This is a genomic window from Dendrosporobacter quercicolus (assembly GCF_900104455.1).
Lineage (GTDB): Bacteria > Bacillota > Negativicutes > DSM-1736 > Dendrosporobacteraceae > Dendrosporobacter > Dendrosporobacter quercicolus.
The window spans coordinates 55,294-80,538 of record NZ_FNHB01000005.1 but is presented as its reverse complement, the minus strand read 5'-3'; the positions used below and the strand labels follow the sequence as shown (position 1 = coordinate 80,538).

The window sequence follows — 25,245 nt, the reverse complement described above, 5'->3', positions numbered from 1 at the left end:
ATCATTGCCCCTGACGACCTCCTTGCGCCTGCCGTGCCCTCCAGGAAAAACCGGCAAGGATGCTTTCTTCCTATAAAGTTTTTTCACTTTCTCGTTCTTAACTTGCTTCGGAAAAGAACAGCCACTATGCCAAGTCCCAACAAGACAAATAATATTACTTTACCATTCGCTGGATCAGATGAGTTTGCCGGGACGGTGGCTGTAGGAGTTTTTGCTGCCGATGTATCGCAAACCCTGCCGATCCAGTCGAAAAGCTCATCCAGGTCGTAATCACCGCCGTGCGGCTGCTCCCACGGCATCGCGAAGTCAACTTCAACGCCATTGTTTATCAGCTTTGTGGCCAGGATGACAGGGATGGCAAGAGAAGTGTCTCTGTCCACGTTACCGTGGCGGATTCGCCAGTGTTTAGCGGTGGCGATTCCCTCGCTGCCGATGTAGTTCATAGGGTTCATCATCTTCACTACCCCTGCGTCGGCGAGAGAACCGCCCACCGTACTATGTTCCTTGCCAAACTGGGTAAAGTGCTGGGCTGTAACGGCCACAGTGCCAAACTCGTCGTTTTCCGGGTTGCTTAAATCCCAACCGTCGAAGGCTGGAGTTTGCTTAGCTCTGGTGGCGTATGCCATGTATTTGTCAAAGTCAATGTCTGTGACGGTTCCGTCGATTATGGTTAGCCAATTCAAGGCAGACAAATCCTTACCGCTTTTCAAGGCTTTTTGCGCCGAAGCAATCACGAAGGATTTTACGTACTCTTTAAAGGAACCGTTGCCTTGCTCGTCTAGCGTTAGCGCAGTACCATCGGACTGCTTTAGGCCCAGACCGTTAATATACGCCGGAAACATCGCTTTCAGTTCACCCGAGTATCTAATCTGACCGGCCGACATTGTTCCTTTCATCTGGGGAGAATTAGGCCGCTCCAGCGACATTGCCCCTTGGTTTTCAGGAGGCGCAGACAGTTCGCGCGGCGGCCTTATCCCTGCAACCATTTTGGAGTACTGGTTAATACCATTAAACTGCCACTCATAGGCCATATCCGCATTTTCCAGATTGGTAATGGGGCAATAGGCCGAGACGGCAAAAATATCGTCACGCTCATCGGCAGCGCCAATCGCCTTTAAATATGGCTCATAATCTTTATGATTGCCGGTGGCGCCTAACAGCGAAGAAAGCGCGCCACCCGCGCTGGTGCCGTTTGAGATAATTTTCTCGGCGTCGCCGGGCATTATCTCATCGTTATGACGCAAATAGCGGACAGCGGCCTTCAGATCCACAATGGCTGCGGGCGCCTTGCCGGTGTATTGACCGTTTTCGTCCTGTGTAGTCCGCCCACGCACGCCGGGCGCTGCTACTACATACCCCTTGGACAAGGCTAAAAATACTGCATTGGGACTGCCAGTTTCCCGGTCCGGTCCAGGAACTCCGGGTAATCCGGGCATATAGCCGCCGACCATGTTCGGCAAGAAGACGGGAGCCGTCTCGGCGGTATAATTGTCAATAGACTTACCCTCGTAGTACTCTTGCGGAACATAAATGTTCATAACCTGATATTTGGCATCCACGGGATTTTTTACATAGACGATATTTTCGAAGGCACGATAATTGATGGTTTGACCATTCACAGTTAAGGTCTTATCAGCGTACTTATTTGGAGTGAAATCCAGGCTATCCCCTCCAGTCGCCCCTGAAACAATGGGCAGGGTAACTAGCAGCATGCTTAGTAATACCAAACCAATGGCAAGGCATTTTGGAGCTTTCATTCGTTAATGGTCTCCTTTGGTTGAACGTCGGGCTTGTCACCCATGCTTTATTTTTGCTCTTTAAGCTTGGCCATTTTTCAATTCCATTATAGCAATTGGAAATTGGATTTTTATTGGAAAATCCGCCAAATTTTCTTCCTGCCTCGCTTCAACTCAGCAACATGCGGTCACTGATGTCGCCACCGCCCGAATGTTCGAAAGCGTCCAGCAAGTCGTGGACTGTCATTTTTGCTTTTTCCGCTCCATGAATGTCTAATATAATTTTGCCGTCATCCAGCATAAGCAATCTGTTGCCAAAACGTAATGCGTCCCGCATATTATGTGTAATCATCAGTGTCGTTAACCCATTTTCGGCCACAATATTCTGCGTCAGTTCCAATACTTTTTCTGCTGTTTTGGGATCCAGCGCTGCGGTGTGCTCGTCCAATAACAGCAGCTTGGGTTTCCGCAAGGTTGCCATCAACAAGGTAATCGCCTGCCGCTGCCCGCCCGATAAGGTGCCTATCCGATTTTTCAGCCGGTCCTCTAAGCCAAGAGCTAATTTGGTCAGTTTTGCTTTGAATTCGCCGAAGTCAGCCTCGCTAAAACTCCAGCGTAAACTCAGTTTTTTCCCCCGCCTTGCAGCAATCGCCAGGTTTTCTTCCACCATCATATCCGCCGCCGTTCCCAGCATGGGGTCCTGAAAAACTCGGCCGATGTAAGCAGCCCGTTTATGCTCGGACATACTGGTTACATCAATATCATCAATATAAATTTTCCCGCAATCTACTTTAAACACGCCGGCAATGGAGTTCAGGAGAGTGCTCTTGCCTGCCCCGTTGCCGCCGATGACAGTAATAAAATCGCCAGTTTTCATTGCCAGGCTTACGTTTTTCAACGCCAGCTTCTCATTCACAGTACCGGCGTAAAAGGTTTTACTGATACCATCAATTTTTAACATTTAAATCCCCGCCTTCCTGCTGTCCCATTTTGTTTTAACCAGAGGCAGGGCTAAAGCAATGGCGACCAAAAGAGCGGTAAACAGCTTCAAATCGTTTGGCGGCATCCCCAGATACAATACAACCGCGATGACAATGCGATAAACAATGGAGCCAAGCACAACCGAAATCAGAGAATTTTTAACACTCCTTGAACCAAATAACACTTCACCGATGATAACGGAAGCAAGGCCAATGACGATAGTGCCAACCCCCATGCCGACATCGGCAAAGCCGTTGCTCTGGGCGATAAAAGCTCCCGCTATGGCTACCACGCCGTTGCTGATCACCAGTCCCAGCAGAATCATATTATCAGTATTAACTCCCATTGCCCGTATCATTTGCGGATTATTGCCGGTAGCCCGCAAAGCCAGGCCGATTTCCGTGCCAAAAAACAAGTAGAGAATAGTTGGGCATACCACGGCAACAATAAGGCCCACCACAAAAATCGTCATATTAGGCGTCATATGTAATGCTAAGGCGGTATAAACTGTATCGGTATTTAATAACGATATATTCGCTTTGCCCATCACTCGCAAATTTACGGAATACAAGGCAATCATGGTTAAAATACCGGCTAATAATGCCGGTATTTTCAGTTTTGTATGCAATAAACCGGTGGCAGCGCCTGCCAGCATACCGGCGATGCCCGCTGTAAGAACAGCAGTCGCAGGGCTGTACTGTCCCTCCAGCAGTACCGCCGCAACGGCCGCGCCCAGCGGATAAGTGCCCTCCACGCTTAAATCAGCAATATGCAAAGTGCGAAAAGTTAAGTAGACGCCTATAGCCAGGACAGACCAGAGCAGTCCTTGGGCTATGGTAGAAATGATTAAATCATTCATGTATTTGTTCCTCCCATGTGTTGCAGGCCGGCTCCGGTGAACGCTGCCTGAATACGGAGCAAAGACGTTTGCGGTATTGCTGGTGTAAAACGAGCGCCGGTTTTCAGTGCGGTTGTTAAAAACATGACATCCCAATATTCAGCCTATAGCAGAAGGGGCTGCCGCCCCTTTCCTCGGCGTTGTTTCTATTCAGCCGCTTTCAGCAGTTCTTCCGGTATGGTTAAGCCAATCTCCTGAGCGGTCTCTTTGTTAATAATGACTTTCGCCTCTTCCTGTGAAGCGATTGGCATATCGGCCGGTTTTGCTTTACCGGACAAAATGTCGGCCGCCATTTCACCGGACTGGAAACCGAGCTTATAGTAGTTTATCGAAACCCCCGCCGCTCCGCCGGTTTTAACCATAGTTTCATCACCGGCAAGAACCGGCAGCTTTGCCGCCCTCGCGATCCTGGCAATATTAGCAATAGCGGACGCTATCGTGTTATCGGTTGGGCAATAGATGAAGTCCGCTTTGCCGACTAAACTCTGTACTGCCTGTTGAATATCGTTTACGTTCGTAACGGCAGCTTCAATCACCGTTAAACCCTTTTCAGCGGCGTATTCTTTCATTTCCCTGACTTGTATCTCTGAGTTTGCTTCACTGGAATTATATAACGCCCCCACCGTTTTGGCCTGCGGGATCAGCTTAAGCGCCAGGTCAATCTGCTGCTTCGGCGGCAGGTAATCCGTCGTCCCGGTCACATTCCCGCCAGGCTTGGCATTGGACTGGACCAGCTTTGCCGCCTCGTAATCCGTAATCGCCGAACCCACGACAGGAATCGTTTTGGTTTCGTTCGCAACCGCCTGCGCCGCCGGCGTGGCAATGGCGTAAATTAAATCCACTTTGTTGTTCACAAACCGCTGGCTGATGGTTTTTAAGTTGGACTGATCGCCCTGGGCGTTCTGCTGATCAATTGTAATGTTTTCACCATTCTTATAACCCCGGGAAGCCAGTCCGTCCACAAAGCCATTGTTAGCGGCGTCCAAAGCGCCATGCTGCACCATCTGCAGTACGCCGACCCGGTAAACCGCCCCGCCGGCTTCCTTTGTTTCACCGCCGCAGCCGGCAATGGCGCCAACTGCCAGCACGGCCCCTAACCCTAAGGCAATCATTTTTTTTCGAAGCAATTTTTTCACCATACCCCTCACCCATCCTTTTTTAACAAAAAATCGCCCCCTCCAAGGGACGACGGACGTGCATCGCGGTACCACCCTAGTTATCCGTCAAGATAAAAAAGAGCGCTACCGCAAGGGACGGAAAGCTCCGCGGTACCACCCTAATAATCCTGAATCAGATCAACTCACAGCACCGTAACGAATGCCACCCCGGCTCAGCCTACTATCGTTCAGCCTCGCAGTTCAGGAACGAACTTCAATCCATACTGCTAACTGGTTTGCACCGGCCACCAGCTCTCTGCATAGCAAATATACATTTACTTTTTTCCGTCTCTACTTTTTAATATTCAGTTATTGCTGTTATTGTACTAATTGCCCAATGCTTTGTCAATAACCCTGGGAAAATACTTCAAACAGGCGATATGCGCCGACTCCTCCGCCTCGCAGGACGAAAAAATCCACACTGTCTAATCCTAATTCACACCTTTGCCAAGACACTAGGCATTTTTAACTATTCCTAATATATTCTGGAACATGGCGTTAATTTCTTCTACGGTGGCGTTTACTTCCTCCGTTATGGCCGCCTGCGCTTGTATATGATCATCCATATTGTGAATCTGCTGGGAAATCGCGCTGGTGGACAGCTGTACTTCGCGTAAATTGCTGTCAATCTTTTCCACGGCATCGGTACTTGCTCCAGCCAGCTTGCGGATTTCCTCAGCCACTACCTGAAAGCCCCGTCCTTCCTGCCCCGCCCGCGCCGCTTCGATGGCGGCGTTCAGGCCCAGGAGGTTGGTTTGACCAGCCAGTTTTCTAATCAGTGCGGTAATATCCTGCACCGTGGCAGCACTTTTGTCTGCTCTTTCAGTAATCTCCATCGTTTTCTGCTGAACGGCCGTCAGTTCCTGGGCTGCGCTGGTAATATTGGTGACAACAGCGGCCAGCTGTCCAATCGCCTGCGAAAACTGCTCCGCTTGAACGGTTAAGTCCTGCTCTCGCTGCTGCTTCATTTTTTCTGAGGTTATGTCATACATGGAACCAGCCACTCTAAGCGGCACGCCCTGTTCATTGCGGATCGTGGCCCCGTCCGCCCGGAACCAGCGGTATTGGCCATCTTTGTGCTTCAGCCTGTATTCCATCGGATAAGGACTTTTGCCGGATAAATTGTTCATATGATCGGACAAATCCCTAAGAATTCGCTCTTTATCGTCAGAATGCAGCTTATCGCTCCAACTCTCAAGAACATTGGGGAAATCAGCAATACTGCTGTACCCCAGCAAATGACGGAATTCGTCAGACCACCAGTACGAATTATCCGGATGAGACGCGTTGCCATCGATCACCGTCAGGTCCCATAAACCGACCTTGGAAGCTCTATTGACCAGTTCCAGCCGCGTTGTAATATTCTGAAGTTCATCTTTTAGTTTTTGGTACTCCGTTGCGGCATCAGCTGCTGAGCCGGCCGGCGGGGCGTCATGCACCGCTGCAGCCGCGCCATCCGCTAGGCGAAACTCTAATATAGCGTTAATCGCCATTGCCAGTTGCCGGCCTTCATCCGTAATACCGCCGGCCTGAATACGATATTGGCCGTTCCCCTGCTTTACGGCGGCCAGCGCACTTTTAGCCTCCGACAGCAATGCAGCTAAATCCCCCGCTGCCGGCTCCGGTTGATTTCTCCTCTTAAAAAACATTGTAAAAACCTCCTGCTTTTGCGAGTATGATAGGTGTATGTAGAATGCGTGATCTCATGGAATAGCTATTACTATAATACTATGTCAACAGGCAAAAACCTTCGGTAGTGTCAATATTTTTACATTATTTTAACCGGCGGCCAATGAAGATTCAGCCAGAAGGCTGTCCCCCGCTGCAAACCGGCTGTTTATTAAGAGCAAGCCACGCCTACTGTCGTACTGTTTCTAGAATTTGGACTAGAGGATCAAGGACGGAAGGATATGCTATCTGGTCCTCCGACGCCCACCGGCCGGCTTAATTACTTTAATAAACACGCTGCCGCTTGGTTAAGATCACGCAAAAGGTCCTGGCAGTCTTCGAGTCCGGCGTGGAAGCGCAAAATATAGCCATCCGGCAGGGGTGTAACTTCGCGGTTGGCATGTACCGGCAATACAAGCGACAGGTGCCCGCCCCAGCTTTCAGCAACCCAGAACAGATTCAGTGCATCGACAAAAGTTTCGACACGCTTTGCCGGCAGGTCCGGACGAAAAACGGCGCTGAAAAGGCCATTTGCTTTGCCGAAATAACGCTGGAAACGTTCGTGATAAGGGGAGGTTTCCAACGTCGGCGAAAGTATGTCAGTGACGAAAGGCTGTTTCAAAAACCAGCCGATCAACCGTTGGGCGGTATCGGCATGTTGATTGAGACGCTCTTCGGTCGAATCAATTCTATGATAAAGTCGTAAGCAAGTCGTTGGTGCAACCGCGCCGTTACCGGTTGCGCGCAATTCATCGGCGATGCTCTGCAGATCTTGCGGGCGCCTGGCAATAACCACGCCCGACGGCGTATCGCCATATCCGCCTTCGTATTTTGTCGTCGCCTGTACAACAATATCAATGCCATGTTCAAGTGGTTGAAAACGGACATGACTTGCCCAGGTGTTGTCCATAACCGTACGCAACCTGGCATTTTGCGCTATAGCTATTATTCCATCGAGGTCGGGGATTTCGAATGTACCGCTGCCGGGAGCCTCGATATAGACAAGCAAGTCTGCGCATTGAGTATACAGGCTGCGCGCTTTTAACAGAACCGAGCGGAATTCATCCGCCGAAGCGCCTGCCGGATAACGGATTTGCTTTATGCGCCGCCGGTTCAGAAACCGGAGCATTGGCCCATATACATTATCAGGAATAAGAACCGCTTTCGGTGAAAACGCGTCTAAAGTTGTTGCAATCGCGGATAATCCCGATGGGCAGATGACAGCGCCGTACCCTTGATGCAATGCCGTAATTTTTCTGCACACAGCGTCGGCTTCAGGTGTCTGCGGAATGCCATATTCCGCCCCGCCATACGGCGCTTTGCCGCATTTGTCTGCTGTACGATAGGTCTCAAGCAAAGGAAACAAGACTGAACTCTGCCCCCAGGAGCCCATTTGCGAAAAGCGGCCTGCATCGCCAAGGCCAGCCGGATTTGGATGTCCGCAAACCATATCGGGATTGAAAACAGGATCATGTAAAAGTCGTGTTTTAGGTGAACAGAGCGCGAGAAACGCCCGTCGTGTTTCGCATTTCATTGAAGCTTCCGGTATGTTATCTTCCACAGGAATTCTCCTCCCAATTTCATCTTATAGATTCATGAACAGTTAAGACTCAGGTGTGCGAAAACCCAAGCCTTCTCGCCCGCTGCCCATGCGGGCAGACCGCCACACAGATACCGCAGACCTGGCCGTGAAATTCAGGAAAGTTCTTGATTTTCCATTGATCACGCTTGCGTACATCAACAAGCTCCTCCCACGGCAGGATTTCAGAGCAGGCCTTGCCATGAATGGCTTGAGACGGGCAGGTGTCAACACAGTTGCGACAATATAACCATAGCTGCCTCGGAATAAAAATATACTCTATAATCATTATACAATCATCGCAATAAATCCTTGAAAGGAAGCTATGAAAATCCGTCTCAGCTGGAAACTTCTTTTGCTGCAGCTTAGGGACGTCAGGCTGTGCAGAATACCAAATAGGTTAAATTTTCATTATCCGAATCACTTTATTAAAAGCCAGACTTTTTGATTTTGCCTGTCAATAACTAATATTTCGATATCATTTATTGATCCTTTATACAATGGTATAATTATTTTGTATTTATAAGCAACCTAAAAACAATGACAAAAGGAAAGTAACATTATGGAAAAATCAAAGCTGATTGAAATGTTAAAAAATAATCCTTATGCTTTGGCTTATATCGATAATCCTACCGCTGAGATGAAGCTATTGGCTGTTAAAAAAAACGGACTGGCGCTGCAATATATAGAGCAGCCAACCAGAGAAATGCAGGCAGCAGCTGTAGACAATAATGCGCGGGCGATTCAATTTATCAAAAATCCTACGGAAGCTATGATGATACAAGCTGTAAATGCTGGCTGGAATAACTTACAGTATATTAAAAATCCAACTGATACATTAGTTAAATTAGCTATAAATCAAGCTGGATGGGCGATTAAATATGTAAATCAGCCCAGTGAGGAATTGCAATTATTAGCTGTAAGGAAAAATTACGATGCAATAAGGTTTATCAAAGAACCTAGTGAAAATGTTCAGGAAGAGGCTGTAAAAATAAGTTATGATGCCTTAAGATATATCAATTCACCGACACATCAGGCCGAGCTTATCGCGATCAAGAATAATGAGCGGGCTATCAGGTTTATCAATGATTTAGATAAAAATAAAATGTTGAGATTTTTGAAAGCAAATATTTTAGCGATTCAATATATTACGAAAGAAATAGAAATCACCAAAGATGAATTAGCACAAGTGTTAAAGGAAGCATTATCAAATGAAGCTGTTGAAGAAAAATATGTGAGGGATTATCTAAATTGTAGTACTATAGATAAAAACAGTGACCTGATACCAATGGACAAGATCATGTTTATTTATCAATATGGCAGTAAAAAGGCCAAAAAAATAGCTGTAGATGAAAAGCTAAAGATAAAATAGGCGGGAGATATTATGAATTTTATTGATACATTAAAAAGTGTTGATTTAGTACTGGCTACCGGGGAAGTACCTTTAATCGTTGGGGAAACCGGAATTGGAAAAACAGCTTTAGCCAAGCAAATCGCGCATGAAAACAATTGGCGTTTGGTCGTTATTGATGGCAATCTCCTGAAAGAAGGTGAAATAGGCGGCCTGCCAACGATAGAATCTTATACAAGACCAAATCAGCAAGAAGCTAAGGCTGAAAAGAAAACCACCGTCTATGCCGTTCATCATAAGCTAAGGGAGATTGATGAGGAAATAGCAAAAGGGAAAACCGTTCTTTTATTGGTAGACGAAATAAATCGTTGTGAACATACCGTGCAGCAGGAACTGATGAATTTGATATTAAATAGAGAAATTAATGGCTATCAATTGCCTGAAAGTGTAAAAATTGTAGCAGCGATGAATCCTTCCGGTAAATATGGTGCGGACTTTGATTATCAAGTGGTAGATATGGATGTAGCGCAGGAAAACCGGTTTGTGTGGCTACACATGGAGCCTGATTATCGGCAGTGGTTAGATTGGGCAATAGCTGCAGACATTGAGCAAAAGGTGATCGAGTTTATTGCCGCCTTCCCGGAATATTTGCATAAAATCAACGAAGATGATATAAGAGCGACTCCGAGAAGCTATGAAAGAATTTCCGGTATTTATAAACTTTATAAGCAGAAAAAAGATTCCCTATCCAGGTCTGTATTTTTAAATGTCATAAGAGGAAATGTCGGGAAACTCATTGCAGAAGAGTTTGTTAACTTTGTTGAAGCCGATTATAACGCATTAATCTCTTATGAAGATGTGTTTTCCGGAAATTCCCTGCATGAATCTGTCAAAGAGAAAATTAAAAACGAAAGTCATACAAGGCTATATCTGGCTGCCAAAAATATTCTAATACACTTGGAAGCAACTTTTAAAAACGGTGGCCATGACACAAATTATACAATTGACAGACTGATTGAGTTTTTGAAAATCTATCCTGTGGATTTAATGATTGGAATCATGAAGGATATCAAAATGAGTTATACTGAAGTATACAAATATGCCATAGAAAATGAGGCTTTTGTAGAAGCCTATTTTGAATCTTATCGTTCAGTCAGGTGATATGGATGAAAACTTACTTTGATAGCCAGGCAGAAAGGCTTTACGAAAAAGCATCGGAAATCATTCACCATTTTATAACAGCAAAACATGACGCGGATAATATTCAGCCAGCTATTCCGGAGGATTTTAAAAAGGATTTTTTCAGCCTTGTAGACAAAGTAAATCTAAGCCTTTTGGAAGACAAAGATAATTTCTATGGGTATTTTTTGTTTCAAATGGCAAGAGAAATACGACTTGATATAAGCAGCCCTACTGCTGTGAATTTTAAAGGGGCGAAATATGTTATCTATTTTAATCCCGTAATTTTTTTGACTCTGAATATCAAACAAATGGAAAGTACGATAAAGCATGAAATTCTCCATATAGTATCTATGCATTTACTCAGGGCCAAACAAGTAAAGGATAGTTATAGCACCTTGGCAACAAATATCGCCATGGATATCGTAGTAAACACCCATCTGGAGCATCTGCCGCCATATGCGGCTACCCTGGAATGGGTAAATCTAAAATATTCTTTAAAGCTCCTGCCCTTCGAGCCTTTTGAATATTATGTGGAAAAGCTTCAAGCTGCCCTGGACTTACTCGAAATAGCTGAAGATGAAACAGAGGATGACAGCCAAAAAGATGAAAAAATAGCAATTGCGTATAATCCTGAAAAAACCCATGACATTTGGGCAGATTCCAGTGAGCTGGATGAACAAACGCTCAAAGAATTCACCGGCAAGTTTATTGATGCTTCGCAAAAAGGCACTATGCCAAACTATTTGGAAAACATGCTGTCATCACTTAACAACAGCAGGGCTGAGCTGCCTTGGAATTTGTATCTTAGAAGGTTGCTGGGCGCTGTTGAAAGCAATCCAAAGAAAACGATAACCAGAAGAAACCGGAGACAGCCTGATCGGTTGGATTTACGGGGCCAACTGAGGAGTCACAAAGCAAAAATTGCTGTTGCCCTTGACATCAGCGGCAGCATTAGTGATGAAGAATTTAACCAGGCTATACAAGAAGTACTCAGTATCGTGAAAAATTACAATCACGAAATTACGATCATCGAATGTGATAGTGCAATCAGACGGGTGTATAAAGTCAAATCTGTAAAGGATATTAAAGCTAGAAGCAATATCAGAGGCGGCACCAGGTTTACTCCGGTTTTTGAATATGCGAACACTAAGAAGATAAATTTATTAGTGTTTTTTACGGATGGCAAAGGTGAAGATCAACTTCGCTCAACACCCAGGGGCTATAAAACTTTATGGGTTATTACCGGAAAGGGAGATAAGCTTTCATTAAAAAAACCTTATGGGGTAGTTAAAAAGCTTACTAAAATTGCAGTTAAAGACAATACATTAGATACGAGTAATGTTGAAAAAGGTGGATATTCCATGAATAATCAAGAAAAAATTCATCTTTAGAATTCACCAAACCGGTATCAGTTGCCTTTCAAGGGATTATCGATAGTAAAATTTTATCTTTTTTGCAGCAAAGGAACCTTTTGTGTAAGGTTCCTTTTAAAATGATATTGGCCTGTCGTCACCACAACACAGTCTGTCAATGAAATGAGCGGCTCATTCAGCTAATGAAACTGCGTCAGAGTTTTTTTATCTTGCTGTGGGCATGATATAACTATTCGGAAATCTTAGGAGGTCATTATACAATGCCGACCGCAAATAAATATCCACTGACTTCTGCCGAAATTGGCAATCTATGGAATATGTATATGAGCGATACCTTGATCGTGTGTGTTAAAAAATATCTGATTGCAAAAGCTGAAGACCAGCAAATACGGACGATCCTGCAGCAAGCGCTAACCGTCTCGGAGAAACGGTCCCGCGACATAGCCGCCATTTTTCGTAGTGATAATGTGCCCATTCCAGTTGGCTTCAGCGACAAAGACGTAACCATAGAAGCCCCCCGGCTGTACTCGGATACTTTTGCGCTCTATCATGTTTTATCAAGAGCTAAATATGCCTTGCAAATGACGGCGCCTTTTCTTTTTCTAGCCGCTCGCCCGGACGTAAGGAACCTGTTTCAAGAAGCGGTCGCTTCTTCTGCAAAAATACTCGAAGACGCAACACAGGTTGCACTAACCAAAGGAATACTAATCCGATCACCTATTGTCAGCATACCGCAAACGCCCCATTTTGTGGAAAAGTCTAGTTATATCGGCCACATCATTGGTAAGCAGCGCCCAATCCATGTCGTCAGTCTCATGCATATTTTTCTTTCTATCCAAGAGAATCTCTTAGGTACAGCATTAATTACTGGGTTTGGCCAAGTCGCCCGTGATCCGGAATTAAAGAAGTACTTCCTCCGGGGAGCGGAAATCGGAATAAAACAGACCAAGGGGCTAAGCTCCAGGCTGAGGGATGAGGCTATTCCGATACCCTCAAGCCCGGACTCTATGCTCACCAGCTCTACCATACCACCTTTTTCAGATAAACTTATGATGAATCATATCATCCTGATAAACCAGTTTAACCTAGCTGACATTGGGGCTGCCGTAGGGCAGAGCAGCAGGGCCGATGTCGCTACTGATTACATGCGTATGGCAGCGGAAGTTATTCAATATGGAGAAGATGGGATAAATATTGCAATTAAGAACGGATGGCTGGAAGCGCCCCCGCAAGTGCTGAGCCATAAGGAACTGGCTTTGAGCGGCAAAAGCCCGTAGACCAAAGGAAACGTACAATGTCTTCCGACAGCTGCAGCTAGAGCAAACAGTAAACCAGCATTCCGCAAAGGTTGCTGGTTTACTGTTTGGATCCCTCATTTGCGGCTTCCCGCCCAGGTAAAAACGGCTCTATGCCTTCTCAGCTTTAGCACGACAGGCAGCACAATGACTGATGCCACGCCGATCTGAACGAGGTTGCCGGGTACCGATGTCATCGGTGCCAGCCAATTTCCATAAATAATCCCCTCAGCGCAATAATAACCAACTACCTTAATGATACAAGCCGCTATCAAAGCCAGAACATATGCGTTGATAGTCTGGTGCTTTTCGCCTATAGCGCCGACCGTATACCCCATGAGACCGGCAACAACCAGTGTAAAGGGGGCCCACAAAAACCAGCCGCCCACCACATCAAAAAGAGCCATGCCAATTCCTCCCGCCAAAGCGCCTAAGCGACGCCCGTAAAGAATGGCAATCATAAATAAAGGCACATTCCCCAAATGAATTAAACCGCCATGGGCGGCAATCGGCAGACGAACATTGACAAAAACCGTACAAATAAACACTAGAGCAATGCCCAATGCTGCATAAGCCAGTTGTTTGGTTTGACTTAAAAACCGTTGTTCCATACCGGCTTCCCCCCCTTTCCCGCCTTATTGAATCTAAGCTTAGCATCGCCGCTAAACTCAGACTGTTTGCAAAACATGTCTGTATTATAAATTAATTTTGACACTATTAAAATATACAGAATTTATATTTTAGATAGGAACAGATAAAAATCCCCAAGTACTGGCTCAGGAATTTTTCCTACCCTTATCAAATTTTATTGTTCAGTACTGGCATAATAGGCAACCGCCTTGGCGGTGTCGTAAATTTTGCCGCCGCCGATGCCGATGATCCTATCACTGCCTGTTGCCTCATAAGCCTTGATAAGACGGTTAATCTCGGTACATGAGCATTCGCCTCCGAACACCTCATAGGGCAGCGCGCTGTCATATTCTTTGTACTCTCTGCAAATGGCGCTTGTTGGGACAACAAAGCACCGGCCTACTTGCTTTACTAGACAAATGTCAAACGCCGGAAGCCCCGGCAATGCTTGTACCAAATCACGCCAAACCCTCAATCCAATATATTCACAGCCGTCCCCTACAAAATTCCAACGGCTGTTAGTTTATGGTATGATATAGGCAGGACTTTTTAATCGGAGTTCTATGGTTGGACGGAGTGATTCATGATAATATAAATACAATACTTAGAACTGGGAAGGGATTAGGATGAAGATCGGCTTTTTTGACTCTGGTATTGGCGGCTTAACGGTTCTTGGTCATGCCTTAAAAATACTGCCATTTGCTGACTACATTTACTATGCTGATATTGAGCATATGCCTTATGGGGAAAAGACAAAAATTGAAGTAAGGCAATATGTTCAAAATGCTATGGATTATTTGGCCGGGATTAAAGTAGATGCTGTGGTAATTGCTTGTAATACAGCAACAAGTGTCGCTGACATGAAATTGCGAAAGAATTATAGTTTCCCGATCATTGGCATGGAACCTGCTGTAAAACCGGCAGTTGCTTATTGTAAAGAAAGAGGCAAAAAGGTATTGGTATTGGCAACCAGCCTTACTTTACGGGAGAAAAAATTCAACCAATTGGTGCACAGGCTTGATGCGGCAGAAATGGTTGATACGCTGGCGTTAGGCGGCCTGGTAAAATTTGCCGAGCAGTTTGAATTTGGCACTTTAAGTGTAAATCAGTATTTGCAAAAGGAATTCGCAGCTTTAAAGCCATCTGATTACGGCGCCGTTGTGCTTGGTTGTACGCATTTTCCATTATTTACCCCGATTTTGCAACAATCGTTTACCAGGGAAACTGTTTTTTTCGACGGAAGTGTCGGAACCATAAATTATTTGGCCGATATCGTAAAACAGAAAGGAATATCTCCCAGTGTTGATGATAAAATTAAATTTGTAATTACAAACGGCAAACTCCCGCCAAATGACGTTGATTATAAAAAACTATTACAAACTTATTTGCATAGCATATAAACCACTGGTATACTGTCGTAATAAATGTCCCTGCTGGATTATGCTAAATCTTTAATAGTATATTTGTTTGCCATACAAAAACACCTTCCAGATTACCGTAAAAATCCGGAAGGTGTTTTTTTCGCTGTTACCAGTGTTTATGGCACTCCGGGTCACACGGTGCGGAATAGAAATATGCCACGCTGCCGGGACCGTTAAATTCCGGTTACTCCCTCAACTGATGTTGGCGTTCATTATAAAATTGTATCCATTTTAATACATGACCTAAAACCGGTATGAAATTTCTCCCGATATCAGTTAATGAATATTCTACTTTTGGCGGTATTTCCTTATATATTTCTCTATGTACGATTCCATCACGTTCGAGTTCTCTTAACTGTTGGGTGAGTATGCCCTGGGAGATATCGGGCAACAATTTATTAAGCTCGTTAAATCTTTTCGTGCCATCACTTAAAAACAATAGAATGACAAATTTCCATTTGCCTGCAATTAATTTCTGAGCCAACAGCATTTGATTGACCGTCACCGGACACATGCCCCTGATCGATGTTTTGGGCATACGAGAAATCCTCCTTAGTACTTTTCATATTAGTATATCATATAATTATTCGTACTTGTGGAATAACAGATTATACTATATTATTCTATTAACGCTTAAATATCCGGATATACCAATTTCATACAGAAATGCTTCATGCGTGAAGAATCAGCTGATTAGCAAGAACTAAAGGCTAAGTTTATCGACATACGATAGAGTTAGTCTTTAGTTTTTTTTTACAGAAAGTATAAGTACTTTCTGTTGCATAAGTGCAACGAACGGCTGTCGCCCTTGCCTAGGCTCGGTGCTAGCCGGGTTTTCCAACGGTAGTGAAGGGAGGTGGTTTGATGAGTGAGCAAAAAAGTGTATTAAAAATTGAAGGCATGTCCTGCAATGGCTGCAGGGGAAAAGTAGAAAAAAGACTTGCTGCAATTCCCGGAGTAACGCATGTCACTGTTGAGCTGGAAGCGAGACAGGCAACCATTATTGGTTCGGCGAAGACGGACGTATTGGTCGAGGCAATAGAAGATCTCGGCTTTACCGTAATTGACTAGAGCCTTACTGTTTATTGAAGGGGGTTAGAAAGAGTGAGCCGCAAACAAGCGAAACTGTTGCTTTATGGTACGTTGACCATTGCCTTGTCGTTGGGGACGCAGGGGATAACCTTGGCCGAGGATTCCGCGGCCAAGACGGCGCAGGAGGAACAGCAGCTAGAACCGTCTGATCAAATTCCGATGACGGAAATAGAAGTTCAAGAAAGAAGAAAACAGGAACTCGTCATCGGACAGACTCCCACTGCGGAAGGGGTAACCAATTACGTGGTTACCCGCAGTTCCACCGGCAGTAAAACAGAGGCGGAGACGAAAGATATTCCGCAGACGGTCACTGCAATCGGTCAGAAAGTCATTGAAGAGCAACATGCCGATACGGTGGCCAAAGTACTGGCCAATGTTGCCGGGGTTAATACCGACACTGGTGTATGGAATCCCAATGCCAATTTAAATCCGTCTTTTTATATTCGCGGTTTTGCAGCAAATAATTATTTTTTTGATGGTTTATATGATCCCTCAGGTGTGGCGGGATGGACCGGAAATCTAGATCGCATTGAAGTGCTTAAAGGGCCTAGTTCGCTGTTTTTTGGCCAGATGCAGCCCGGGGGGATTATCAACTATATCACAAAAAAACCGCTGACGGAAGAAGCTTATTCCATCGGGCTGGAGTATGGTTCCTGGGGCAGCAGAAGTGTCAGTTTCGACGCATCGGTTCCCCTAACGCAAGATGGTAAATGGCTGTCTAGAACCATTGTGTCTACAGATCACCTGGCGCAATTTCAAAAAAATGTTCATAATAATCATTTTAACGGCAGCTTGATTGTACAGGGACAACCGCGCAATGATACTACCTACACATTTCAGGCAATGTATAATCATTATAATCTTGCCGGCGGCTATGTCGGCGGATTACCGGCCATTGGCACAATTGTTGCACCATACAGGCTTGTTCCTTATGACGCCAATTATTATGACCCCGGTCAACGGCATTATTTTATTGGCCGCGCGCTCAGCGCCAGAGTGGACCATCAGATTAACGATATCTGGACAGTCACTTCGGCTGTTCGTTACAGCGGAACCCACAATGACCGGAGGTATATCGGTGATGAACGCTGGGTTGACGGGGATTATACAACAGGGAAAATATTATCTTATTATAGCTGGGATATCTATAATACCGACACCTATGCCTGGGATACAACCGCTAATGCCAAATTTACGGCGGGCGGACTGGCTCATCATGTGACTCTGGGTTATGAATGGTCCAGGTATAAACAGACCTGGCCCATATCGGCAGGCGAAACGCTCACCCCTGTGGATTATCTCAAGCCGGTATTTGATCCCAAGCCTGCTGCGGAGGTAAGCCCTTGGAGATCGACGTCCAAGTACCGGCATAGTACTTATTTAGCCGATACAGTGGCTGTTTCGGATAAACTAAGGGTTTCGGGAGGGCTCAGCCATGCCTCCTACGCTCAGACTGTCGATGATACCGGAGGGAGCGTATCTGACACAACCTACCGGGTCGGTTCGACTTATGAGTCATCGCCTGGGCTTACCTGGTTTATTGGCTATGGTACATCTTTTAATTATAATTCGTCGCAAAACATCCGGGTTGGCGGACAACCTGTCGGAATTCAAACATTTAAACCCAAAAGGGGCCGCCAGCTTGAGGGTGGCGTCAAATTTAACATTAGTGACAAAGCCAGCCTGACATTATCGCGTTACAACATTCATCAAACAAACATTATTACCAATCTGGGAACTACCGCCGATACTGATTACCGGTTAATTGGGGAACAGGCAAGCCGGGGCTACGAACTGGATCTTAGTTACCAGATTAAGCCAGGGTGGAATCTGCTGGCGGCCTATTCAAATAATGATTCAACTGTGGTCAAAAACCCCCAGTATCCTGCATGGGTTGGCAAACAAACTGTAGCAGTACCTAAACAGACATTTAGATTATGGTCGACTTACGAAATTCAGGGTGGTGCCTGGCAAGGCTTCGGTTTCGGCGGCGGGATAACCCATGTGAGCAAACGACCTTTTGACACGCTTAACACAACCTGGGTTCCCGGGTATAACGTTATGGACGCGGTTGTGTATTATAAGGCCAATGCCTGGAAATATTCATTGAATGTCTACAACTTGGCCAATAAAAAGTACTATGCGGCGCAAACCGGCGTATCGGTGTATGCAGGAATTCCCCGCAGCTTTACTTTAAGAGCGGAACGGGAACTTTGATCTTAACCCGGCGGCTGCAGGGGCGATACTCCGCTCCCTGTGATGCCGCATTCGCAGCGGGCGCTTTATAAATCGGAAAATCTATGGGATGGAGCGGTAAATACATGGAAAAGCATCCGTATATGAAGGCAACCGGGATCTCTTTCGTTTTGCATATAGCATTATTGGCCTGCTTTACAATCGTGCTAAAACAGTTTACTCCAGCTTCGGTCGCCGCTCCTATTGCGATTGACTTTGCGCCGGCGACTGTGGCAGATACCGGTGATACTTTGAATCAATTAAGTTCCGCCGCTGCGGTGCAGGAAGTCTCACGGCAGCAGGAACAGCAAATGCTGGCGGAACCGGCTGAAAAGAAACAGCAATCCAAGCTGGTACAGGACCGTCAGCGGCAGGAGCAGCTCAGCGAGACGTCAAGCGCGTCCGCTGTTGTCGCTAACGCTGCCGCGGCCCTGCCTGATCGGCCTGATGGCGGCGGGGGAAGCACAGCCGTTGCGGCTGATGGCGAGGGCAATAAGCCGGCTATCCGGACCCAGGCCGGACTAGTTTCCGGTTCGCGCCCTGCATACCCGCGCGATGCCTGGAAGGCCGGCTGGGAGGGCGTAGTGATTGTGCGGGTACTGGTCGGCACGGACGGTTCCGCCTTAAGCATTTCAGTCCAGCACAGCAGCGGCTATGCTTCCCTCGACGCGGCTGCTGCCCAGGCGGTAGGACAATGGCGATTTTCCCCGGCGCGCAGCGGGGCTGCTGCTGTGGAAAGTTTTTATGATGTAAAAGTAAAATTCAGGCTTGCCGACGGCAAATAAGCCGGTGGCAATCATACAGGAGGATGAAGCGTAATGTTAGAGATACTGATCAAAGGCGGCTGGGTAATGGCGCCGCTGGGACTTTGCTCGATTGTGGCCGGTGCGGTCATAGTTGAGAGATTTTTTTATTTTAGAAAAATTAAAGCGGCCAATCAGGCTGAAGAAGTGATTAAACTAATTGGCAAGGGGAACACGGATGATGCAAAGCTCCTGGTCCGAGGAGGAAAAATCCCGCTGTTAAAAGTTTTGGCGGCAGGAATCGAGCACCGTCTGCAAGCAGTTGCTGCGATGGAGGCGGCGGCAATTGTTGAGATCGCCAAAATGAAACGGGGCTTTCCTGTCCTTGACACGATTATTACCCTTTCTCCCCTGCTGGGATTACTGGGGACGATTATCGGTATGATCAGTTCATTCCAGGTGATGGCAATAGGCGGCATGGGACAGCCCCATGCGGTTACCGGCGGGGTGGCTGAGGCTTTAATTGCCACTGCAACAGGCATTGGTGTTGCCATCGTTAGTTTAATTCCCTATAACTATTTTTTGTCCAAGGTCGAGGCGGAGACTGCGGTTATTGAGTACTATGCAACTCAGTTGGAAGTAACGCTGGGCATAGTGCAAGTCAGGAGTGAAAAACATGAAAATAGCAAGAAATCCTCCTAAAAAAGCCCGGATTGAGATTATTCCAATGATTGACACCATGTTTTTCCTGTTGGTTTTTTTTATGATTGCCACGCTGTCGATGACCGATCAAAGCGGTCTGCCGGTCAATCTTCCGCAGGCCAGCGGGATTAAAACCGACAGCCCGCAGGTATTTACCCTTACACTGACTAAGGATAACAAGCTTTTTTATGAGAAAGAGCCGATCGCTTCACCGGCCGCTGCCGCCCTTCGCCTTGCGCAGCAAAGCAAAGACCAGCCGGTATCGGTCATTGTGAATGCAGACCGCAGCGTCGAGCATGGACGTGTCATTGAGTTAATGGCTGCTATCCGTCAAAGCGGCATAACCAAAATAGCTGTTGCCGTCAATCCCTCTTAAAGAAAAGCATGGCAAAGGTGGATCACTTATGTTGAATTTTTTTCGGCTGGCCTGGAAGATTTCCCGCGGCTTCTGGAAGTCGGAGGGAAAATGGTACGCCCGTCTTCTGGCGGTAACTGTTATTGCGCTGCAGATGCTGAACGTATATGTAATGGTACAATACAATATGTGGCAAAATCAGTTTTATAGCACGATCCAGGAAATGAATAGCGCCAGGTTTTTTCATCTTTTTCTCTATTGGCCGGTATTTACGCTGATTTTTCTTGTTGTCGATGTCAATAAGCTCTATTTGCAGCAAATGCTGGAGGTCAGGTGGCGAACTTGGCTGACGAATTATTATCTCCAGGAATGGCTGAGCAAACGGACTTATTACCTGATGCAAATTTTGGATTATGGTACAGATAATCCCGATCAGCGAATCAGTGAAGATGTGCGTTTATTTGTTTCTTATCTGCTGGAATTGTCGTTTGGCTTATTCAGGTCCACCCTTACCTTAGCTTCATTTATCGTTGTTCTATGGAATTTGTCCGGAGTCGTTGATTTGACCGTCGGTCCATATGAGATCAGTATTCATGGCTATATGGTCTGGGTGGCAATTCTCTATGCCGTAGCCGGCTCCTGGCTAACAGCGGTGGTTGGCAATTCGCTGATCAGGCTAAATTTTGTTCAGCAGCGCTATGAGGCCGATTTTCGCTTTAGCTTAATCCGGTTGCGCGAAAATGGCGAAGGTATAGCCTTTTACAACGGTGAGCACAGGGAGCGGGCCAGTTTTACAAAACGCTTTCAGTTCATTATTGAAAATTTTCGTGATCTCATGTCTGGTCAGCGAAAACTTTCTTATGTGACTTTATTACACTGGCGGCTTTCTTTTTTACTGCCTTATCTCATATCCGTACCGCGCATCTTTGAGGGAAAAATGCAATTGGGAGGCTTGTTTCAGACGGCTACGGCTTTTACCCAGGTAGAGCAATCCTTATCGTTTTTTATCGACAAATTTTATTCGATGAACGAAGCGTCACTGGCTGAGCTGCAGGCAGTGACACAACGACTGAGCAGTTTTGCCGAGAATATCGGCAGTATGCACGAAACGGCAATTCGCAATTCTATTACAATCAGTCACACACCCGGCGGGCTGCTGGGTATTGCTGGCCTAAGTGTTGAGCTGCCCACGGGCGAAGTGCTGTTAAAAAACCTGGAGCTAGAAGTGCGGGCCGGGGACAGCTTGCTGATTACCGGTGCATCGGGAAGCGGCAAAAGCACATTGATGAAAACGCTTGCCGGGATCTGGCCCTTTGGTCAAGGCCAAATTCGTATACCTGAAGGGGAAAGCATGCTGTTTTTGCCGCAAAAGCCTTATCTGCCGTTAGGCACTATTCGTGAAATACTTGCTTATCCAGCAGCGTCCGGTTTTTTTACAGAGCAAAAGCTCCGGGAAATTATGGCAATGTGCAAACTGGGGGAATTCATGGATCGTCTGGATGAAAACGGAAATTGGTCACAGATTCTTTCACTGGGCGAACAGCAGCGGATCGCATTTGGCAGGGCAATCTTACATCGCCCGCAATGGCTGTTTCTTGATGAGGCTACATCCGCATTGGATGAACAGACCGAAATGGCGATGCACCGTTTATTGCATGAGCAACTGTCCGGCTCGACAATTATTAGTGTCGGCCATCGCAGCACACTGCTGGAATATCACGACAGAATCCTCAATATTACGGAAGCCGGCAGTTGGAAGCTTTCGGCCTGATGCTTCGGGGAGTATATAGATTATGGGTTTTTGCTGCTTTGTCCGCTTTTGTATTTCCAAAACTCTTTCGGTTAGGCTTCTGCTGTGAAAAGTATGCCAAGAATAGACCAAGCGCCGGCTTAACCTATTCTTGGTCTCGCTTACTCTTGTTTTATTACTGACACTATTATTCTGCACCGTTAGACGTTTAGGGACATTTAGAGGGACATTTAGAGAGGGACATTTAGGGGACATTTAGGGACGTTCCTTTTTTGTCAACATTTTGCCACAATGCCCGAAAGATGCCAGTCACTCTTTCAATCTGGCGAATCACTAATCCCGCCTCTTTTATTTTCTTAGCATGGTATCGCGCTTGGCTTTTCCATGAACCGCTCTCGTGCGGTTCGCTCCCATTCGTATATTGCATAATTCTGCGATGAATCTCTCTGTCATCTATACTTTTTCCTAAAAGTTCAAATCTGTCAAAGTCTCTATCGAAGTAGACGAATCCATTCATTACGCCGGTTAGCTCTAGCGCAAATTCAGTATCAGTTTAAAGTTCCGCCAAATAGATATCCTATAACTACTAAATGAGTATTCTTCCAGGTTTATTCACTAGCCTCGCTTTCACCGGATTCTGAAGTATATAGCGCTGCAACGGAATAAAATATTCGTCCACTTCTACCGCTACTCTTTTTTATAACGACTCACTATCAGCGCTACGCTACGTTAATATTTACGGCTAAAGTACATTGCGTATTTGGTCAGTGGCGTTTTATCATTATCGATATATCTCCCAGACGCTTTTCCCTCACGAGAGGATGAACGTGATCACTCATTAAACAATAGCTATTCCACGAAATACGATATCATAAAAGCCACTGCTGCTTAATTGGCGCGCCTGCCTTCCCGCTTGTCATCGCCTTTGGTTCTACCAAAACAATTTCTTGACAAAAAAGGAACGTCCCCAAATTGTCCGCCCTGATTCCCTTAAAGTAGCCATAAAGATACAATTTAAGCATGTCAGCCGGATTATAGGTTTACGGCCGGTTGTTTTGGGCGAGGCATAGGTAAGTCCCATTTGATTAAAATCTAAACTATCGGCGAAGATATCACTTACCCGGACCGCGTTAGTATCGTTTATGATTTCCTCAAACGTTACCGGTATGAGTTAAATTTGCTTTCTGTGGTGGGGCTAATATAGCGCGACATAACTCACCTCTAGACCTAAATTTTCTATAGGTCTATTATACTAGCTTTTTCCTTAATTTTCTTGCTCTAAGCTGTTTTCGCACAGCCTAACTCCCCCTTTGTCCGCTATACTCTCCCGTTTTTTCGTTTTTGGTAGTTATCTTTCAAAATCATTTCAATTATTTCTTTTGTAGAACCATCGTCTGGCTCAGCTTCATCCCAGTCTTTACCAAACATCATATCATTAGTTCTAATTAGAAAACTAAATTCAATCCAACGCTCCTCAATGATTAAGGTAAAAATGTAAGCTAGTCTATTTATCATAAATTTATTGAGTGTTTTCATGTCAGTTTCCGATAATTGGTTATTGGGATGCGCATGCATATCTTCTATTGGACCATTTCGGAAAGCAAAGTGAGTTACAGCTTTAGAAATCATATTAATATTTGCCTTTGTTAAGATTTCTTTTTTAGTGAGCATATTCATTTCCCTTGTACTTTCTGTTTTACCGAGAAGATACTCCTCAAGGATTGAATTTCTAACTGTAATACCATGCTTTTTCCGCATATAGGTTATTTTTGTTTTTTTAACTTCGTATAAATCTGCTATCATTGAGTCGGTAATTGCATCATCAATAAACATGCTTTTTAGATCTTTAGGCGACAACTCCTCCAGTCTTAATTTCTCTCCCTTGGTTTTCATTTCCAGAAGAGCATCATACACCCCCATGCAAAACCACCCCTTCTTTAGAGTCATGACAAATTCTAATGGACGATTTTTCTAAGTCTGTCAAGTACGCTAACAGCAACACAGACCAGCTAATAGAAGTAAAGCGAAAAACACAAAATTTAATCTAGGCAAAATGAGTATAGCAAACAAACCTTTCTCAAATGCGAACGTTACTCAAAAAAAGCACATAAAGGTTCATTTAATTAATGCTAGCTAGCTGCTTTTGACAGACTTTTTGATAAATTCCGACCTGCTAATCAGGGGTAAGCCAACGGAACGACTGCCTGTTCTTCAATACCGAAAAAATGATTCGCAGCAATTTATTCATAACGCCACCTAACGCTTGCTTCTTGGTTTCGGTTTTCTGTTGGTAATACTAATACTCATAAATCACCGGGGTAACCTGCTTGCCTTTTGATTCTTTACGATCAGCGCTGCAACGGAATAAAATATTCATCCACTTTTACGGGTACGATTTTATAACGACTCGCTATCAGCGCTACGCTAAGTTAATATTTACGGCTAAAGTACATTGCGTATTTGGTCAGTGGCGTTTTATCATTATCGATATATCTCCCAGACGCTTTTCCCTCACGAGAGGATGAACGTGATCACTCATTAAACAATAGCTATTCCACGAAATACGATATCATAAAAGCCACTGCTGCTTAATTGGCGCGCCTGCCTTCCCGCTTGTCATCGCCTTTGGTTCTACCAAAACAATTTCTTGACAAAAAAGGAACGTCCCCAATTGTCAATGTTACTTTCTAATCAAAGAACATACATATTTCATTCTTTTTCTTTTAGTCAAATCCACGATAAGTTGAAAAGCTTTGCTTGCGTATCCTTTATTCCAATATTGGCTCCCAGCCAATAACCAATTTGGGCGATATGGCTGCTCGCATCCTGATGACTTAGCGATATCATCCCTATCGCTTTTTTCTCTAGAACAATCGCAAATAAATCGGCGCAGTTCTCAGCAGCCCATTTTTTATTGGTTTCCATAAAATCCTGTTTGGATATCTTAACAGAGCGATTCGAACCTAAAGCTTCAGCCAAACAATCATCATGATTAAGAAACCATATAAGCCCATTCATATGTTCATCAATAGATTCGAGAACGATGTTATCATTTTTCATCAACAGATCCATTCCCTTCGTTCAGGACAGAGAGCGG

General features: G+C 45.4%; 23 protein-coding genes and 1 other annotated feature. Of the genes, 11 read left to right on the top strand and 12 right to left on the bottom strand.

The window, feature by feature from the left end:
* Positions 1-83: 83 nt before the first annotated feature.
* The 7 genes from BLR06_RS10930 to BLR06_RS10900 all read right to left on the bottom strand — a co-directional run bounded on the left by BLR06_RS10930 (position 84) and on the right by BLR06_RS10900 (position 8,308).
* Entirely contained in the window at positions 84-1,757 is a 1,674-nt protein-coding gene (locus BLR06_RS10930; RefSeq protein ID WP_092072849.1) for a subtype B tannase, read from the bottom strand.
* A 148-nt stretch (positions 1,758-1,905) separates the two neighbouring features.
* Complete coding sequence (locus BLR06_RS10925) at positions 1,906-2,697, bottom strand: ABC transporter ATP-binding protein (RefSeq protein WP_092072846.1); 792 nt, start codon at positions 2,695-2,697, stop codon at positions 1,906-1,908.
* The gene (locus BLR06_RS10920) at positions 2,698-3,576 is read right to left on the bottom strand and encodes an ABC transporter permease (RefSeq protein ID WP_092072843.1); all 879 of its coding nucleotides are present in this window, start codon (positions 3,574-3,576) and stop codon (positions 2,698-2,700) included.
* Between the two features lie 185 nt (positions 3,577-3,761).
* Positions 3,762-4,754 carry an ABC transporter substrate-binding protein gene (locus BLR06_RS10915; protein ID WP_092072840.1) on the bottom strand — a complete coding sequence of 331 codons (993 nt, stop codon included), beginning with the start codon at positions 4,752-4,754 and terminating at the stop codon, positions 3,762-3,764.
* Positions 4,755-4,861: 107 nt separating this feature from the next.
* Positions 4,862-5,073 (bottom strand) — a binding site (T-box leader).
* 154 nt (positions 5,074-5,227) lie between these two features.
* The gene (locus BLR06_RS10910) at positions 5,228-6,421 is read right to left on the bottom strand and encodes a methyl-accepting chemotaxis protein (RefSeq protein WP_092072837.1); all 1,194 of its coding nucleotides are present in this window, start codon (positions 6,419-6,421) and stop codon (positions 5,228-5,230) included.
* Positions 6,422-6,720: 299 nt separating this feature from the next.
* On the bottom strand, positions 6,721-7,974 hold the full coding sequence (locus BLR06_RS10905; protein ID WP_218039580.1) for a trans-sulfuration enzyme family protein: 1,254 nt from the start codon (positions 7,972-7,974) through the stop codon (positions 6,721-6,723).
* Positions 7,975-8,050: 76 nt separating this feature from the next.
* Positions 8,051-8,308, bottom strand: a complete 258-nt coding sequence (locus BLR06_RS10900) for a 4Fe-4S double cluster binding domain-containing protein (RefSeq protein WP_092072831.1) — start codon at positions 8,306-8,308, stop codon at positions 8,051-8,053.
* A gap of 273 nt (positions 8,309-8,581) precedes the next feature.
* On the opposite strand from BLR06_RS10900, the gene BLR06_RS10895 reads away from it, so the two are divergent.
* The 4 genes from BLR06_RS10895 (at position 8,582) to BLR06_RS10880 (ending at position 13,202) form a co-directional block, all read left to right on the top strand.
* Positions 8,582-9,391, top strand: coding sequence for a hypothetical protein (locus tag BLR06_RS10895; RefSeq protein ID WP_092072828.1), 810 nt, complete (start codon positions 8,582-8,584; stop codon positions 9,389-9,391).
* A 12-nt stretch (positions 9,392-9,403) separates the two neighbouring features.
* On the top strand, positions 9,404-10,531 hold the full coding sequence (locus BLR06_RS10890; protein ID WP_092072825.1) for an ATP-binding protein: 1,128 nt from the start codon (positions 9,404-9,406) through the stop codon (positions 10,529-10,531).
* A gap of 5 nt (positions 10,532-10,536) precedes the next feature.
* A complete protein-coding gene (locus BLR06_RS10885; protein ID WP_092072822.1) occupies positions 10,537-11,943 on the top strand; it encodes a vWA domain-containing protein in 1,407 nt (468 codons plus the stop codon).
* 242 nt (positions 11,944-12,185) lie between these two features.
* The gene (locus BLR06_RS10880) at positions 12,186-13,202 is read left to right on the top strand and encodes a DUF3231 family protein (RefSeq protein WP_092072819.1); all 1,017 of its coding nucleotides are present in this window, start codon (positions 12,186-12,188) and stop codon (positions 13,200-13,202) included.
* Positions 13,203-13,297: 95 nt separating this feature from the next.
* On the opposite strand, the gene BLR06_RS10875 is transcribed toward BLR06_RS10880, so the two are convergent.
* Positions 13,298-13,831 (bottom strand): ECF transporter S component, encoded by a 534-nt coding sequence (locus tag BLR06_RS10875; RefSeq protein ID WP_092072816.1) that lies wholly within the window; start codon positions 13,829-13,831, stop codon positions 13,298-13,300.
* 194 nt (positions 13,832-14,025) lie between these two features.
* Positions 14,026-14,307: an iron-containing alcohol dehydrogenase gene (locus BLR06_RS10870; protein ID WP_217636885.1), complete on the bottom strand. Its 282-nt coding sequence runs from the start codon at positions 14,305-14,307 to the stop codon at positions 14,026-14,028.
* A 169-nt stretch (positions 14,308-14,476) separates the two neighbouring features.
* Between BLR06_RS10870 and murI the strand changes: the two genes are divergently transcribed.
* On the top strand, positions 14,477-15,250 hold the full coding sequence (gene murI / locus BLR06_RS10865) for a glutamate racemase (RefSeq protein ID WP_092072810.1): 774 nt from the start codon (positions 14,477-14,479) through the stop codon (positions 15,248-15,250).
* A gap of 205 nt (positions 15,251-15,455) precedes the next feature.
* On the opposite strand, the gene BLR06_RS10860 is transcribed toward murI, so the two are convergent.
* Positions 15,456-15,809 carry a winged helix-turn-helix transcriptional regulator gene (locus tag BLR06_RS10860; RefSeq protein ID WP_245698119.1) on the bottom strand — a complete coding sequence of 118 codons (354 nt, stop codon included), beginning with the start codon at positions 15,807-15,809 and terminating at the stop codon, positions 15,456-15,458.
* Between the two features lie 326 nt (positions 15,810-16,135).
* Between BLR06_RS10860 and BLR06_RS10855 the strand changes: the two genes are divergently transcribed.
* From BLR06_RS10855 to BLR06_RS10830, 6 genes are all read left to right on the top strand, one after another.
* Positions 16,136-16,342: a heavy-metal-associated domain-containing protein gene (locus BLR06_RS10855; RefSeq protein WP_092072808.1), complete on the top strand. Its 207-nt coding sequence runs from the start codon at positions 16,136-16,138 to the stop codon at positions 16,340-16,342.
* Positions 16,343-16,375: 33 nt separating this feature from the next.
* On the top strand, positions 16,376-18,580 hold the full coding sequence (locus BLR06_RS10850) for a TonB-dependent siderophore receptor (protein WP_092072805.1): 2,205 nt from the start codon (positions 16,376-16,378) through the stop codon (positions 18,578-18,580).
* A 104-nt stretch (positions 18,581-18,684) separates the two neighbouring features.
* A complete protein-coding gene (locus BLR06_RS10845; RefSeq protein ID WP_173812893.1) occupies positions 18,685-19,383 on the top strand; it encodes an energy transducer TonB in 699 nt (232 codons plus the stop codon).
* 33 nt (positions 19,384-19,416) lie between these two features.
* On the top strand, positions 19,417-20,043 hold the full coding sequence (locus BLR06_RS10840; RefSeq protein ID WP_092072799.1) for a MotA/TolQ/ExbB proton channel family protein: 627 nt from the start codon (positions 19,417-19,419) through the stop codon (positions 20,041-20,043).
* The gene (locus BLR06_RS10835) at positions 20,018-20,419 is read left to right on the top strand and encodes an ExbD/TolR family protein (protein ID WP_092072796.1); all 402 of its coding nucleotides are present in this window, start codon (positions 20,018-20,020) and stop codon (positions 20,417-20,419) included. The genes BLR06_RS10840 and BLR06_RS10835 overlap by 26 nt, the downstream gene beginning before the upstream one ends.
* A 28-nt stretch (positions 20,420-20,447) precedes the next feature.
* Positions 20,448-22,169: an ABC transporter ATP-binding protein/permease gene (locus BLR06_RS10830; protein ID WP_092072793.1), complete on the top strand. Its 1,722-nt coding sequence runs from the start codon at positions 20,448-20,450 to the stop codon at positions 22,167-22,169.
* A gap of 1,296 nt (positions 22,170-23,465) precedes the next feature.
* Here BLR06_RS10830 and BLR06_RS10820 read toward each other — a convergent pair.
* Both BLR06_RS10820 and BLR06_RS10810 read right to left on the bottom strand, forming a co-directional pair.
* A complete protein-coding gene (locus tag BLR06_RS10820) occupies positions 23,466-24,068 on the bottom strand; it encodes a hypothetical protein (RefSeq protein ID WP_092072790.1) in 603 nt (200 codons plus the stop codon).
* 807 nt (positions 24,069-24,875) lie between these two features.
* Entirely contained in the window at positions 24,876-25,211 is a 336-nt protein-coding gene (locus tag BLR06_RS10810) for a GNAT family N-acetyltransferase (protein ID WP_173812895.1), read from the bottom strand.
* Positions 25,212-25,245: the final 34 nt, after the last annotated feature.